The 14,810-nt window shown below is 68.4% G+C and carries 14 protein-coding genes; 10 read left to right on the forward strand and 4 right to left on the reverse strand.

The window, feature by feature from the left end; all coding sequences use genetic code 11:
- Positions 1-6: 6 nt before the first annotated feature.
- On the reverse strand, positions 7-1,104 hold the full coding sequence (locus GNX95_RS02015) for a zinc-binding dehydrogenase (RefSeq protein ID WP_187369579.1): 1,098 nt from the start codon (positions 1,102-1,104) through the stop codon (positions 7-9).
- A gap of 75 nt (positions 1,105-1,179) precedes the next feature.
- On the opposite strand from GNX95_RS02015, the gene GNX95_RS02020 reads away from it, so the two are divergent.
- Complete coding sequence (locus GNX95_RS02020; protein WP_222853338.1) at positions 1,180-2,529, forward strand: amidohydrolase; 1,350 nt, start codon at positions 1,180-1,182, stop codon at positions 2,527-2,529.
- On the opposite strand, the gene GNX95_RS02025 is transcribed toward GNX95_RS02020, so the two are convergent.
- Entirely contained in the window at positions 2,522-3,244 is a 723-nt protein-coding gene (locus GNX95_RS02025; protein WP_187369580.1) for an SDR family NAD(P)-dependent oxidoreductase, read from the reverse strand. The genes GNX95_RS02020 and GNX95_RS02025 overlap by 8 nt on opposite strands.
- Positions 3,245-3,311: 67 nt before the next feature.
- On the opposite strand from GNX95_RS02025, the gene GNX95_RS02030 reads away from it, so the two are divergent.
- From GNX95_RS02030 to GNX95_RS02065, 8 genes are all read left to right on the forward strand, one after another.
- A complete protein-coding gene (locus tag GNX95_RS02030; protein WP_163505382.1) occupies positions 3,312-4,238 on the forward strand; it encodes an aldo/keto reductase in 927 nt (308 codons plus the stop codon).
- Positions 4,239-4,302: 64 nt separating this feature from the next.
- Positions 4,303-5,280, forward strand: coding sequence for a methyltransferase family protein (locus GNX95_RS02035; protein WP_163505385.1), 978 nt, complete (start codon positions 4,303-4,305; stop codon positions 5,278-5,280).
- Positions 5,281-5,342: 62 nt separating this feature from the next.
- Positions 5,343-6,863, forward strand: coding sequence for an ABC transporter substrate-binding protein (locus tag GNX95_RS02040; protein ID WP_163505387.1), 1,521 nt, complete (start codon positions 5,343-5,345; stop codon positions 6,861-6,863).
- A 1-nt stretch (position 6,864) separates the two neighbouring features.
- The gene (locus GNX95_RS02045) at positions 6,865-7,806 is read left to right on the forward strand and encodes an ABC transporter permease (RefSeq protein WP_163505389.1); all 942 of its coding nucleotides are present in this window, start codon (positions 6,865-6,867) and stop codon (positions 7,804-7,806) included.
- Entirely contained in the window at positions 7,803-9,467 is a 1,665-nt protein-coding gene (locus GNX95_RS02050; protein WP_163505391.1) for a dipeptide/oligopeptide/nickel ABC transporter permease/ATP-binding protein, read from the forward strand. The genes GNX95_RS02045 and GNX95_RS02050 overlap by 4 nt, the downstream gene beginning before the upstream one ends.
- On the forward strand, positions 9,464-10,270 hold the full coding sequence (locus GNX95_RS02055) for an ATP-binding cassette domain-containing protein (protein ID WP_163505393.1): 807 nt from the start codon (positions 9,464-9,466) through the stop codon (positions 10,268-10,270). The genes GNX95_RS02050 and GNX95_RS02055 overlap by 4 nt, the downstream gene beginning before the upstream one ends.
- A 10-nt stretch (positions 10,271-10,280) precedes the next feature.
- Positions 10,281-10,868 carry a TetR/AcrR family transcriptional regulator gene (locus GNX95_RS02060; RefSeq protein ID WP_163505395.1) on the forward strand — a complete coding sequence of 196 codons (588 nt, stop codon included), beginning with the start codon at positions 10,281-10,283 and terminating at the stop codon, positions 10,866-10,868.
- Positions 10,868-11,536, forward strand: coding sequence for an alpha/beta fold hydrolase (locus GNX95_RS02065; protein ID WP_222853339.1), 669 nt, complete (start codon positions 10,868-10,870; stop codon positions 11,534-11,536). The genes GNX95_RS02060 and GNX95_RS02065 overlap by 1 nt, the downstream gene beginning before the upstream one ends.
- Here the strand turns inward: GNX95_RS02065 and GNX95_RS02070 are convergent.
- Positions 11,523-12,236 carry a dienelactone hydrolase family protein gene (locus tag GNX95_RS02070; RefSeq protein WP_163505397.1) on the reverse strand — a complete coding sequence of 238 codons (714 nt, stop codon included), beginning with the start codon at positions 12,234-12,236 and terminating at the stop codon, positions 11,523-11,525. The two genes, GNX95_RS02065 and GNX95_RS02070, sit on opposite strands and share 14 nt — an antisense overlap.
- A 123-nt stretch (positions 12,237-12,359) precedes the next feature.
- On the opposite strand from GNX95_RS02070, the gene GNX95_RS02075 reads away from it, so the two are divergent.
- Positions 12,360-13,187, forward strand: a complete 828-nt coding sequence (locus GNX95_RS02075; RefSeq protein ID WP_246281488.1) for a helix-turn-helix transcriptional regulator — start codon at positions 12,360-12,362, stop codon at positions 13,185-13,187.
- Positions 13,188-13,227: 40 nt separating this feature from the next.
- Here GNX95_RS02075 and GNX95_RS02080 read toward each other — a convergent pair whose 3' ends face one another.
- A complete protein-coding gene (locus GNX95_RS02080; RefSeq protein ID WP_163505401.1) occupies positions 13,228-14,799 on the reverse strand; it encodes a serine/threonine protein kinase in 1,572 nt (523 codons plus the stop codon).
- Positions 14,800-14,810: the final 11 nt, after the last annotated feature.

The following is a 14,810-nucleotide window of genomic DNA, read 5'->3' on the forward strand; positions in this document are numbered from 1 at the left end:
TCTCCTTCAGCTGCGCGGGTCGATGACGGCCTTGATCTCCTCGAGGCGGTGCATCGCCTCGATCCGCTGGTACGCGGCGGACAATCCGACCGGTGTGCCGAACAGATCGTCCCACGACATCCGGCCGGCGAACGTGGTGAAAAACTCGATGGCGCGGTGATAGTCGGCGATGTCGCCATTGAGCGAGCCGACGATGGTGAGCTCTTTCCCCATCACCGCGCCAAGTGGCAGCGGCGCGACGGCCGGCGCGGTGCTGCCGACGATGACGATCCGGCCGCGTTGCGTGGCCATTCCGACCGCTTCGCGGCCGACCGAGGGTGCTCCGGCGAAGTCCATCACCAGCTCGGCGCCACGTCCGCCGGTCAGGTCGAGCACTCGCTCGACGATGCCATCGGCGACCTCGACCACCGCATCCGCGCCGAATTTCGTCGCCACCGCAAGGCGCGCGGCCGGAGCGCCGACCGTGATCACCTGTCCGGCACCGGAAAGGCGAGCGACCGCGGTCGCGAACAGGCCGAGCGCACCGGAACCCTGGACGACGACTGTCGCGCCGGGTCGGACTCCGCCGACGCGATCAAAGGCGCGGAGCACGGTTTTGCCGGCACAGCCGGCCATCGCGGCCCAGGTGTCCGGCACACGGTCCGGCAACAGCAGTTTCGCGGCGCGCGGCACCACGTACGCGTATTCGCTGAGGCCGGCGGTCGCGTACGGGAAAGTGTCGCTGCGCTGCCGAAATCCGTAGCCACGGCGCGCGCAGGCCACCGGCTCGCGCAGGATCACACAACCGTGGCATTCACCGCAGGTCGACTCCGACCAACCGATCCGCGCGCCAGCCGGGATGTCGTGACCCAGCGCGTCCCGTGTGTCCGGACCGGTGGCGATCACCTCGCCGACCATCTCGTGACCGAGGACCATCGGCAGCATTCCGGGAAAACTCATCCGGCCTGACCAGATTTCCACGTCGGTGCCGCAAAGCGTGGCACAACGGATGCGTACGAGTGCGGCGCCGGGAGTCAGGTCGTCCGGCAGCGGCAGCTCGGTCAGCCGCAGTGGTTCGCCGTGGTCGGTCAGCACCGCCGCGCGAGTGGAGGTCGGGATCGGCATCTGAGTCCTTCCGGTGGCAACTGAGGTTAGTCTACGAGTGTTGACGAAAAAGTCCAGCAGGAGACGGGAGTATCCGTGCCGAGAGCGTTCGCAGATCTGGTCCTCCGCGGCGGACCGGTCCACACGATGGCCGGCGGCGATCCGGCGACCGCGCTGGCCGTCCGGAACAGCCGCGTGTCGCGAGTGGGGACGGATGCGCACGTACGCGACCTGACCGGTCCGCGTACGACGGTGGTCGATCTCAACGGACGCGCGGTGATTCCTGGGATCAACGACGCGCACCTGCATGCGACCTGGCTCGGTCTGCGGTGGCCGCATACGTTGCTCGGCGACAGCGCCGGATCGCAGCGGTCGTTACAGCGGTCGTTACGGACGGACGCCGAGCGCCGAGCGGCGATCCTGCGCGCCGGAGATGTCCTGGCGAGACTGGGAATCACCAGCTACACCGAGCCGGGGTTGGGTCCGGGGGAGGACGGCGGGTCGACCGGAGCCTTCGGCAGCTCGGTCGTACGGCAATATCGTGAGCTCGCGGCCGAGGGTTTGTTGCGGTCACGGGTAACCGCATTGTGGCTGTATGGCGAGGTGGACGGTCCGAGTGCGTACGCCGATCTCGCAAGGGGACTGTCCACAATAGACGACAACAGGATGGATCCGCGGCATTTGTCGTTCACCGGTGTGAAGATCTTCGCCGATGGCATTCCGCCGATGCGTTCGGCATATCTCGATGACGGTTATTCCGACGGTGGCCGAGGCGAGCTTTTGGTCGATGGGAAGGACGATGCCGAGCGAGAGCGGCATCTCACCGACATGATCCTGGCCGTGCATCGCGCCGGACTGCAGGTCGGCGTACACGCCACCGGCGACCGCGCGATCGAGGTCGTGCTCGACGCCGTGGCAATGGCGCGGGCGGAGCGAGACGTCGACCTTCGCCACTACGTCATTCACGGCGACTTGGTGACGGCGGCGCAGTTGAGACGGATGGCGCGGCTGGGCGTCGGTCTGGCCGTGCAGGCCGGCATCGCGGTGCGTACGGCCAAGGCCGTGGAGGCCGTCCTGGCGGCCGGTCGCGCGGAAAACGCGTGGCCGTTTCAGGACATTCTGCGGGCCGGCGTTCCGCTGTGCCTGACCTCGGACGCGCCGGTGCTCGCGCCCGACTGGCGGCGCGAGATCGCGGCGGCTGACGAATGGCTCGGAGCGGCCGCGGACGTGCGCGCGCGTGTCGAGTGCCTTCTTCGTTGTTATACGGTGAATCCGGCACGCCAGGACGGCGCGGACAGCTGGAAGGGCACGTTGGCCGCCGGAATGGCCGCCGACCTGTGCGTGCTGAGCGCCGATCCGTTGGCGCTGACCGCGGCGGAGCTGCCTGAGGTGGAGATCGATCTTACTGTGCTCGGTGGAAAAATCGTCTACGAGCGGCTCAGGTGAGCAGCTGGCCGCCATCGACCGGCAGGCTCACGCCAGTGATGTGCGCCGCGACGTCGCTGGCCAGGAACACCACCGCCGCGGCCACGGCCTCGACGGTTGCCAGCTCCCGCAACGGAATCCGGTCCAGCCAGGCCTGGCGTGCCGGCGAGCCGGCCGGCAGTCCGGCGGCGAGCATCGGCGTGAGCACCGGACCGGGAGCTACCGCGTTGACACGGATGCCATGCTCGGCCAGCTCGATCGCCGACCAGCGCGTCAACGCGTCGACAGCGGCCTTGCTGCATTCGTAGCCACCCATGCCAGGAGTCGGCTGGCGCGCGCCGATCGACGACAGGTTGACCACGGCGCCACCCCTGCCGCGCGACACCAGCTGCCGCGCAACCTGTTGCGTCATCAGGAAAGTGCCGTGCGCGTTCGTACGCAGGATCCGCAGCATGTCCGCGCCGGGCAGCTCCATCAGCCGGCCATGGACGGTCAGCAGGCCGGCATTGTTGACCAGCACGTCGACTGGACCGATCCGCTCAAGGGCCGCGGCGATCGAATCCTCGTCGGTGATGTCGATGGCGACCCCACGGATGCCGAGCGAGGTCGCCGCCACGTCGGCGTCGCGGAGGTCGGCGACCACCACGTCGTCGCCGAGATCGCGGAAGGCGGCGGCGATCGCGCGGCCGATGCCGCCGGCACCTCCGGTGACCAGGACCGTACGGACGACGCTCATCGCGGCTCCTCCCAGGTTTATAGTCATCACTCGTAGACAATAAATCCGTTACGGTAAAGGAGGAAGCATGCGTGGTGACGTGCCGGTCCTGGCGCTCGGATCGTGGCACACCTGGGACCGGATGGAATTCGACGAGGTCGTCGCGGTGATCGCGCGAGCGGCCGAGCTCGGCTGTGCGTTCTTCGACGTGGCGCATTACGACATGGGTCCACACGCGGAAGGCTCGCGCACCGACCTGATTTTCGGTCAAGCCGTACGCGCCGCCGGTCTCACCCGCGAAGATTGGCTTTATTGCGGCAAACTCTGGCTCTGGGACTATCCTCGCACCGGTTTCGACCGGCAAATGACGACATCTCTGGAGCGCGTAGGTGTGGAACGCGCGGACATGGTCGTGGTTGGCGACTATGCCGGCGCGCTGGAGGTGGAGCGTGTCGTGGTGGACGTGGCCGAGCAGGTCGAGGCCGGCAGGTTTGCCAGCTGGGGTGTCAACAACTGGCGGATTGGCGACGTACGAGCGGCGATCGACATCGCGCGGCGGCACGGCCTGCCGCCTCCGTCGTTTGCTCAGCTGAAATACGGTCTGGTGCGGCGGTCGGTGGCCGAAGGTGAGTGCTACGCCCCGCTGTTCGCGTCCGGCGAGCTGGCGCTGCAGGCCTCCGACGTACTGGAAGGTGGCCTGCTGGCCGGAAACCTGCGGCCAGGCCGGAAAATCGGTGCCGACGTCGGTGGCATCCGTGGTCGCATCATCGATGCCTGGCCGCAGGTGGCCCACATTGCCGGCGATCTCGGTGTGTCCGCCGCACAGCTCGGCATTGCCTTCTGCCTGACCAATCCGGCGACGGCCAACGTGCTGGTCGGTGTGTCGAGCCTTGCGCAGCTGGAGGACGATCTCGCGGCGATCGAGCTGGTCGATCGTGTCGGCGCGGATACGCTGCGCGAGCTGACCGATGCTCTGTGGCTGGACCGCGAGGTCGCCGCCGACGGAAGTTGGTGAAACGGCTGGCATTTTTAGTCGACGTGCGTAGACTAATGGTCTCACGGTCGGACGAGGAGTCGCGATGACAGCAACCACGCCAGGCCGGATCGTCGACATCGCCATTGGTTACATGGCCGCCAAGCAGCTGTTCGCCGCCTCGCGGATCGGCTTGTTCCAAGCGTTGGCCGGCGGTCCGCGTACGGTGGCCGAGCTGGCCACGGCGACGGGTGTGAGTGACCGGACCGTGCGCATTCTCGCGGACGCGATGAACGCGCATGGACTGCTCGAGCGGCGAGACGGCCGATATGCCTTGAGTCCGGATGCCGCCGCGTATCTTGGTGGCGATGGCGGCACCGATTTGGCGCCGTTCCTGAGATTTCTCAACGAGATCAGCTATTGGCAGTGGCTGCAGTTCGACGGCGCGGTGGACGCGGCAAAGCCGGGTGAGCTGCGGTTGGACGACGCAGGTTGGAGCACGTTCATGGCCGGCGTGATGCGTTACAGCGCGGTGCACGCCGCGATGTTGGCCGACAGCTTCGATTTCACGCCCTTCCGGTCCATGCTCGACCTCGGTGGGCTCTCGCCGGCCTTCGCCATCGGAGCCATGCGCGGCAATCCGCACCTTTCCGTACGGTTCGTCTTCGCGTCGACGGCGACGAAAGGCATTGTCGACGCGCTCGCCGCCGCCGGATTTGCCGACCGTGCGAAGGTCGAGCCGGCGGACACGCCGACCGCCGCGCCGGGTGGTGACCACGACATCGTGATGGTCAACCACGTGATTCATCGGTTCAGTGCCGAACAAAACCAGGCGATCCTGGCCAATGCCCGCGCGGCCGCGCAGACCGGCGCGACCCTGCTGTTGCTGGACTTTTTCCTGGACGACAACCAATGCCAGCGCCGGATCGACGCACTGCACGCCGGCGAGTATTTCGTTATCGACGGCACGGTCGTCTATCCGGAGGCGGACGTACGCGCGTGGCTCGACAAAGCCGGCTGGCGCGCGCAAACCGTGCTGGAGCTGCCGGGCAGTCCTCGCGTCCTGGTGGCCGAAGCCGTCTGACACCGTTGATTTTTTTGCCGACAGTCGTAGACTATCCCGCATTCCTCCGAGAGAAGGACTCCATGCCGAGGAAGCAGCGCAGGACACGGTTGGCGGCGCTGGTCGTGGCGGCCGCCGTCGCGCTCACCGGATGCACCGGTCCGAGCGGCGCCAGCACGGACACCGCCGAGCTCAAGGCCGGCGTTTTCCTGGACATGACGTCGTGGGACCCGGCCAGCGCGGACATCGGCTTCGACGGACCCTACCTGTCCGCCGTCTACGATCCGTTGGTGGCGCTGGACAAAACCGCGAGTCCGGTGCCGGCGCTCGCGACCTCGTGGCGCTGGTCGGCAGACCGGCTCACTCTCACCATGCAGCTGCGCAACGACGTCACCTTCGACGACGGCCAGAAATTCGACGCTGCCGCCGCGGTGACCAACCTGCGACACCTGAAGGCCGGCGTCCGGTCTGGCCAGGCCTATCTCAACGTGTCCGGCGTCGAAGCCAAGGGCCTCGACGCGGTGGAGATCCACCTGTCCAAGAGAGACGACTCGCTGCTGTATTTCATGGGTCTTGGCCGCAGTTGGATGGCATCGCCGGCGGCGATCCGCGCCGGCACGCTCGACAAAGCGCCGGTCGGATCGGGTCCCTACACATACGACCGGAGCGGGTCGACACCGCAGTCACAGTACGTTTTCACCAAGAAACCAAAACACTGGGACACCGCGACCTATCCGTTCGCGACCGTACGGCTGTTTCCGATCACCGACCAGACGGCCAGCTTCAACGCGATGCTGTCCGGACAGCTCAACGTGCAGTTCGCGAACGCGGCGAACATCGCGAAGGCGCAACAAAACGGCTGGAACATCGCGCAGAAAGCCGCGTCGTGGGTCGGTGTGCAGTTCGCCGACCGGACCGGCAGCCAGGTCAAGGCACTTGGCGACCAGCGGGTGCGCCAGGCGATCAGCTACGCGTACGACGCGGCCGGCATTCTCACGGCGGTCGGCAACGGCGCCGGCACGGTCACCGACCAGTTGTGGCCGGTCGACAGCACCGTCTATGACCCGTCGGTCAACGGAAAATACCGTACGGACCTGGCAAAGGCGAAACATCTGCTCGCCGCCGCCGGATATCCGCGGGGATTCGCGGTGAAGATGCCGATGTCGCCGATCTTCCAGGCCTGGCAACCGGCCGCCAACCAGACCTTCGGTCAGCTCGGCATCAAGGTGAGTTGGCAGAACATGTCGATGGCCGACTACCAGAAGAACGCGCCGACCTTTCCGATGTTTCTGGCCGTCATCGCGATGGACGCGAACGACATGGCCACGCTGACCGACCAGGTCACCTCGAAACAGTGGTACAACCCGCGTCCGTCGGTCGAGGCATTTCCGGACGTGAAAGCGTTGGTCGACCAGGTGGAGAAGGCGGCGCCAGGAGCCACGCAGACGCAACTTCTCCGGCAGCTCAACGCCAAGCTGGTCGACCTCGCCTGGTGGGACGTGTGGTATCAGGCCAACAACACGTATTTCAGCGTGAAAGGCATCAAGGTCACGCCGATCACCGGCATGATGTTTCCGACCCTGCGTTTCATCCAGCGCGGCTGACATGCTGAGGTTCGTCGCCAGGCGGCTGCTGTCCGGCATTCTGTTGCTGGTGGTCGTCACCAGCGGTATGTTTTTCCTCGCGCACCTGGCCGTCGGCGATCCGACAGCCGGGCTGCTCGGCAACAGCGCCACGCCGGCGCAGCAGGCCGCGCTGCGCGGTCGGATCGGCATCGACCGTCCGCTGCTGGTGCAGTTCTGGGACTGGGTTTCGCACGCGATCACCGGAGATTTCGGTGTGTCGTGGCGAAACTTCCAGCCGGTGAATGACCAGATCGCGCTGCGGTTTCCGGTGACTCTGTCGGTCGTGGTCGTCGCGACCGCGCTCGCCGCCGTCCTGGGCCTGGCCGTCGGCGTCGCCTGCGGCCTTCGTCCCGGCGGACTGCTGGATCGCGGCCTGAAGCTCGCCTCGGTGGTTTTGTTCGCACTGCCGGGATTCTGGGTCAGCCTGGTGTTGGTCACCTGGTTCGGCATCCAGCTGAAATGGTTTCCGACCATCGGTTACGTCTCGCCGGACCAGTCCGTCGGCGGCTGGTTGCGCTCGATCACCCTGCCGTCGGTCTCACTGGCGCTCGGCGCGATCGTGATGGTCGCTGAGCAGCTGCGCAACGGCTTTCTCCAGGTCGGCAACCAGGATTTCGTGCGTACGCTGCGAGCGCGCGGGCTGTCCGGCCGGCGCGTGACCGCGCACATTCTGCGCAATGCGTCGCCGTCCGCGCTGACCGTGCTGGCGCTGATGTTCGTCGGGCTGCTGGGCGGAGCCATCGTCGTCGAGATCGTGTTCAACCTGCCGGGAATCGGCAGCCTCACCCAGTCGGCCTCGCAGGCTGGCGACATTCCGGTGCTGCTCGGCCTGACCGCGGTCACGGTGGTTTTCGTCGTCATCGTCAACTTCCTGCTCGATCTCCTGCTCGGCTGGATCAATCCGAAGGTGCGCCAACGATGACCGCGCTGTGGCGCAGGTTCCTGCGCCGGCCGCTCGGCGTCATCGCGCTCGCGGTGCTGCTCGTGGTCGTGTTGGCCGCGATCCTGGCGCCGTGGCTGGCGCCATACGACCCCAACCGCGTGGATTTCCTGCTGACGCACGCGATTCCTGGCAACGGCCACCTGCTCGGCGGCGACTCGGCCGGCCGCGACCTGTTCAGCAGGTTGCTTTTCGGCGCGAGCACCACCTTGTACGGCGCGGTCGTCACGTGCGCCACCGGGTTGCTGCTCGGGGTGCCGGCCGGCATGGCCGCCGGATTTTTCGGCGGCACCAACGACAAAGTGTGCTCGTGGATCAGCGACGCGCTGCAGTCGGTCCCGGGCATGGTCGTGCTGCTGGTGGTCGCCGCCGGCACCGGCCAGGATTTCACCGTGCTGATGATCGCGCTCGGCGTTTTCCTCACGCCGGGCTATTTCCGGATCACGCGTACGCGCGCGCTGGCCGTCGCCAGGGAGCCCTACATCGATGCGGCACGAGTGTCCGGCGTGACCAGCGTACGGATTCTGCGTACGCACCTGTTGCGTGCGGTCGGTCCGCCGGTGATCGTGCAGACCGCGCTGACCGCCGGCATCGCCATCGGCATGCAGGCCGGCCTGCAGTTTCTCGGCATCGGCTCGGCCTCGACGCCGAGCTGGGGCCAGATGATGAACGACGGCTTCCAGAACATGCTGACCTATCCGCTGATCCTGCTCTGGCCGTCGATCGCGCTCGGCGTGACGATCGCCGCGCTGGCGTTCATCGGCTCGACGCTGGCCGACCTGGTCAGCATCCGTGTCGAACAACCGAAACGGTCGGCGATCAGACACAACGTCGTCGGTCGTACGCACGCGGACGACAGCGCGCTGCGGATCGAGAACCTGCGTGTCGGCTATGGCGAGAAGGAGGTCGTCAGCGGAGTTTCCCTTCACGCGGCGCCAGGCGAGGTGCTCGGCATCGTGGGGGACTCCGGGTCCGGCAAGACGCAAACGATGTTCGCGGCGCTGGATCTGTTGCCGGCCGGCGGAATCGCGGTCGCGGACGGCATATGGATCGGTGGTCGCGAGGTCAGCGGCCTGCCACGGCGTGAGCGGTCGGCGCTGCTCGGCCGGTCGATCGGCTACGTGCCGCAGGAGCCGATGACCAACCTCGACCCGTGTTATCCGGTCGGACACCAGCTGGTCGAGCCGCTGTGGCACGTGCATGGCATGTCCAGGGCCAAAGCGCGCGAGCGCGCGCGGCAAATGCTCGACCGCGTCGGCATTTCCGATCCGGATCGCGTGCTTTCCTCGTATCCGCACCAGATCTCCGGCGGCATGGCGCAGCGCGTGCTGATCGCCGGCGCGGTGGCCGGCCGCCCGTCGCTGCTGGTCGCCGACGAGCCGACGACCGCGTTGGACGTGACCGTGCAGGCGGAGGTGCTGGAGCTGCTTCGCGAGCTGCGCGAGGAATACGGCATGGCGCTGGTGATCGTCACGCACAACTTCGGTGTCGTGGCGGACATCTGTGACCGGGTGGCGGTGATGAAGGCCGGCCGGATCGTGGAAATCGGTCCGGTGGAACGGGTTTTCCGCGAGCCGGCCGACCCGTACACGGCCGAGCTGATCAAGGCCTCGCTCGACGACGTGCCGCTGGAGACGACGTGAAACCGCTGCTGGACGTACGCGAGGTGGTGGTCGACTATCGCCGTTTCCGCGCGCTCAAAGGCGTGTCGATCTCCATCGCGCCGGGAGAATGCGTCGGCCTGGTGGGGGAGAGCGGCTCTGGCAAGTCGACGCTCGGCAAGGCGGTGCTCGGTCTGGCCGCGGTGACCGCCGGCCGGATCACCTTCGACGGCGCCGACATCACGCACGCACGTGGCGCCGCGCGCCGCCGGCTGGCCAGTGACATCCAGGTCGTTTTCCAGGATCCGTACGGTTCGCTGGATCCGACCATGAGCATCGGCGACATTCTCGCCGAGCCGCTGGTGGTCGCCGGCAGGGCAAGACCGCGCGCGGTGGTCGCGGAGATGCTTGACCGCGTACGGCTGCCGGCCGACTCCGTGCACCGCTATCCCAGCGAGTTTTCCGGTGGCCAGCGCCAGCGGATCGCGATCGCGCGTGCGCTGGTGCGCAAGCCGCGGCTGGTCGTCTGCGACGAGCCGGTGAGCGCGCTCGACCTCGCCACGCAGGCGGCGATCCTGGAGCTGTTCGCCGAGTTGCAGGCGCAGACCGGCGTGGCCTATCTGTTCGTCTCGCACGACCTCGGCGTCGTACGCCGGGTCTGCCACCGCGTGTCGGTGATGTATCAGGGGGAGATCGTGGAATCCGGACCGACCAGCGAGGTCACCGCGCGACCGGCGCACACGTACACCCAGAGGCTGCTGCTCGCCGCGCCGGTCGGCGACCCGGTGCGCCAGGCCGAACGTCGCGCCGCGTGGCTTGAGCTGCGCCGCCGCGAGACCGTTTAGGGTCGCAACCATGCCGAAGGTCATCGATCACGATCAGCGGCGCCGCGAGATCGTCGAGGTCGCCAAGAAGCTGATCATCGAAGGCGGCTTCGAGGCGGCCACCATGCGCAGCATCGTCACCGCGGCTGGCTACGCGAACGGCGCGCTGAAGCACTACTTCGACAACAAGGACAGCATCATCGCGGCGACGTTCGAGAGCGTGCTGCGGGAGACCGCGCAACGGATGGCCGAGCTGGATCCGGAGCTGAGTCCGATGGACGCGCTGCGCGGGTTCGTCGAGGCCGCGATGCCGCTGGACCACGACCGGATCACCTCCGCGCGTGTGCTGCTGGTCCTGTGGGAACACTCGGTCGCCAACCCGGAGCTGGCGCGCCGGTATCGCGACCTGCTGACCAGCTGGCGCGGCGAGCTGACCAGGCGGATCGCGGCCGCGCGCGGCCGTGGTGAGCGCTCCAACGCGCGCGCTGTCGGTGTGCTGGCCGACGAGATCATCTCGGTCACGATCGGCGCGAACGTGGCCAGCCTGATGCATCCGGTCGGCGAGCTGGTCGGCCGCTACACCGCGTACGTCGACAGCCTGATGCGGCGGATCGCGTAGTGCCGCCGCTGGTCCTCATCCACGGCTTCGCCAGCGACGTGGCCACCGACTGGCCGGCGTCGCGGTGGGGCCGGGAGGCCGTCGCCGTAAGCCTGCCGGGACATCGAGGAGGTCCGCCGGTCACCGACACCATGACGACGAGCCGTCTGGTCGCGTGGCTGGCCGCGTCGATCGGCTCGGGGCCTTTCGACGTCATCGGATACTCGCTCGGTGCGCGGCTGGCCTGGGACCTCGCCGCCGTCGCGCCGGTACGCCGGCTGGTCCTCGGTGGCCTCAGCGCGACGGAGCCGTTTGGCGGTGTCGACCTCGACGCCGTACGGTCGGCGATCCGCGGCGGTCCGCCGCCGGCCGATCCGATGAGCGCGGTCGTGGCGGCGATGATCGCCGGTCAGGATGCCGAGTCGCTGTTGCATGTCGTCGAAGGCTTGGCGCGTGAGCCGTTTGATCCGTCCGCACGGGCGCCTGGCGTGCCGACGCTTTTCGTGGCAGGCCAGGACGATCCGATGGCGTACGGCATCGAGGACGTGGTCGCGCGTGTGCCTGGCGCGCGGCTGGTACGCGTGCCGGGCGACCACGCCGGAGCGCTGGCCAGCGACGAGTTTCGCACGGCCGCGCTGGATTTCCTTCAGAAGCGTCGTACGCGGGAGCTCAAGATCAGGCGGCGGTGAAGCGCAGGATCCGCCGCCACGCGTCGTCGCAGGCCTGCGACCACTCGCCCTGAGCGCGATCGAAGAACGAGTGTGGCGCACCGTCGTACGTGTGCATCTCGTACGTCTTGCCGGCCCTGTCCAACCGCTCGCGCAGCGCCTGGAAGGCCTCCGGTGGAGTGGCGACATCGGCGCCGGCGAGCAGATAGAGCTGCGGCACCGCCACGTCCTCCAGCACCTCGTCGACGAAATGCGGCAGGCCGTAGAAGCCGATCGTGCCGGCGAGGCCGATGCCGCTGGCGGCCAGCTGCCAGGAAAGGCCGCCACCGAGGCAAAATCCGACGCTGAAGACCCGGCCATCGATACGAGCCGCCGCCGCGGCGGTCTGCGCCACGACCTCCTCGCGCCGCAGTCGCGCGATGTGCGGACGGAAGTCGAAGTCGTCACCGCGCGCGTCGGATCCGGCCGTACGGAAGAAATAGTCGTACGCGACGGTGTGGAAGCCGGCCTCGGCGAACCGTTGCGCCAGCTCCCGATAGAACGGCGCGACGCCGCGGATGTCGGGCAGCAACACCACGCCGCGTCCGTTCGCAGTGGCCGGGATCGCTTCGTACGCGGGAAAGTCGAAGCCGTCGGCGGTGCTCAGCCGGATCGGTCCGTGGCTGGCGACCGCGCCACCGGTCGGTGCGGCCGGCGGCCGGCTGTCATTGCTGTGGCACATGAATGTCACCTTTCGTCAGACGCTTCGAGCCTGCCGGCGGTGCACCGTACGACCCAGACCACCGCTGTTACTGGTCCTGGCAGAGCCACGATGTCGCCGCCCCGATCGGGGAGGATCAGCGGCGTGGACACACCGGATCTGAGTGGTTTCCTGCAGTCGCGGCGCGCGCTCGCCGATCCGGCGCGGGTCGGCAGCCCCGGTGGCTCGCGGCGGCGCGTTCGCGGGTTGCGGCGCGAGGAGGTGGCGCGGCTGGCCGGGATCAGCGTCGAATACTACGTACGGCTGGAGCAGGGGCGCGCGACCAAGCCGTCCGACCAGGTCCTCGACGCGCTGGCGGGGGCGTTGGAGCTCGACGACATCGAGCGCGCGCATCTGCACGACCTGGCCGCGCCGCTGCGCCGCCGGCAGCCGCGCGTGCCGCGGTCGGTGCGGCCGCAGCTCGGCCAGCTGGTGTCCGCGATGACCGACGTCGTCGCTCTGGTCCTGACGCACCGTTTCGACGTACTCGCCTGGAACCATCTCGCCACCCAGGCGATCCTGGATTTCCACGACATGCCGCCAAAAGACCGCAACCTGGCGCGGCTGCTGTTCCTGCATCCGGTCGCCCGCGAGCGATACGTCGACTGGGACGAGGTCGCGGCGTCGACCGTCGGCGCGTTGCGTTTCACCGCGGCGCGCCATCCCGACGACGAGCTGCTGGCCGCGCTGGTCGGCGAGCTGTCGGTGAAAAGCCAGCCGTTTCGCGAGCTGTGGGCCGTACGGCATGTGACAGTACGCACGCATGGCCGCAAGCGGCTGTTTCATCCGCTGGTCGGCCAGCTCACGCTCAACTACGAGAACTTCGCCGTGCCGGGGGATGCCGACCAGCAGCTCCTGACGCTGCACGCCGACCCCGGCAGCACCGACGAGACCAACCTGCGGCTGCTCGGCTCGTGGAGCGACCAGCGATGAGCCTCGCCCGCAGTCGACGAGATGTGCCTGGAGACAGGCCCTAGTTGCCGCTGGGGGACGGGCTCGGTTGGCCGGTCGGCTCGGAGGTGGGGGCGCTGCTCGGCGTCGGCGTGATGGGACCGGTGGTCCGGCCTCCTCCGGTTCCGCCGGCGGGAGCCGTCGGCCGCGTCGGATCAGGCTGGTGTTGTGGCTGCTCAGTGGTCGTGCGCGGGGTCGATCCGGTCAGCGACGTGCCAGGTGCGACGGCGACCGTGACGACCACGGTCGCGTCGACCGGCACCTCGCCGCTGGCGCTCACCGCGACGACCGTGCCGGCAGGCGCCGTGTCGGTCGCCTTCAAGGCCTTGCCAACCCGCAGCTTGAGCGTACGAAGGACGGTGAGTGCGCGGTCGTACGACTGGCCGACGACGCTGCCGCTGTCGAGTCGTACGTGACCGGTCGCGACCGTGAGGTGCACGGTGCTGTTCACCGCGACCGAGACGCCGGCCGCCACGTCCTGCGCCGCGACCATGCCGGCGGCCACGCCCGGCACGTCGGCCTCGCGTACGGCGACGCGCAGGTCCGCCGCCGCGGCCGCCTGACGCGCGGTCGCCAGCGGCGCGCCGGTCATCGACGGCACCGACGTACGGCCGAGTCCTGACCAGCTCAGCAACGCGGCGGTGACCGCCAACGCCACGCAGGCGGCGAGAGCGACGGCGACGAGTACGCCGCGCGTCCGGCGGTGCCGGGGTCGTGGCTGCGGCGCGGTCGGTGCCAGGTTGATCGGCGGCGAGACCGGAATCGCGTCGAGCGTCGCGGTCACCTCGGCTTGGTGGATCGCCGCGGCGGCGTGCGCGACGGCCGCCGCTGACGGCGGCCGCTGGTGCGCCTCCTTGCTCAGCAGCGACAACACCAGGTCGCGGAGCGCGGCGGGGACCGTCTCCGGCAGCGGCGGCGGGGCTTCCTGCAGATGCGCGATGGCGATGCTCAGCTCGTTGCCGTCGGCAAACGGTGGCCGCCCGGTCAGGCATGCGTACGCGACCGCGCCGAGCGCGTAGAGATCGGCGGAGGGCGTCACGTCGTCGCCGCGTGCCTGCTCCGGGCTCAGGTAGTGCGCCGTGCCGGTCAGCTGGCCGGCATTGGTGATTGGCGCGGCCTCGGCGACCTTCGCGATGCCGAAGTCGGCGATCTTCACCGTGTCCTCGGGGCCGATGATGAGGTTTGCCGGTTTTACGTCCCGATGTACGACACCTTGGTCGTGCGCTGCCTGCAGCGCGGCGGCCGTCTGCTCGATGATCCGCAGCGTACGGTCGGCGTCGAGCGGACCGTTGGCGCGCAACTCCGCGGCCAGGCTGCGGCCTTCGACGTACTCCATGACCAGATACGGATCGGGATCCTCGCCGTAGTCGTGGACCCTGACCACGCCGGGATGGTTGATCGAGGCGGCAGCCCTGGCCTCGCGCCGGAAGCGCTCGCGGAAGTCGCCGTCGGCCAGCCGCGCCGCCTGCAGCAGCTTCACCGCGACCGGCCGGTCCAGCACCTCGTCGACGGCGCGCCACACCTCGCCCATCCCGCCGCCGGCGACGCGCTCGTCCAACCGATAGCGACCGCTGAGCAGGTGTTGCACGACCACGTGACCATTCA

Origin of the sequence: Fodinicola acaciae (genome assembly GCF_010993745.1) — a bacterium.
GTDB classification, from domain to species: domain Bacteria; phylum Actinomycetota; class Actinomycetes; order Mycobacteriales; family HKI-0501; genus Fodinicola; species Fodinicola acaciae.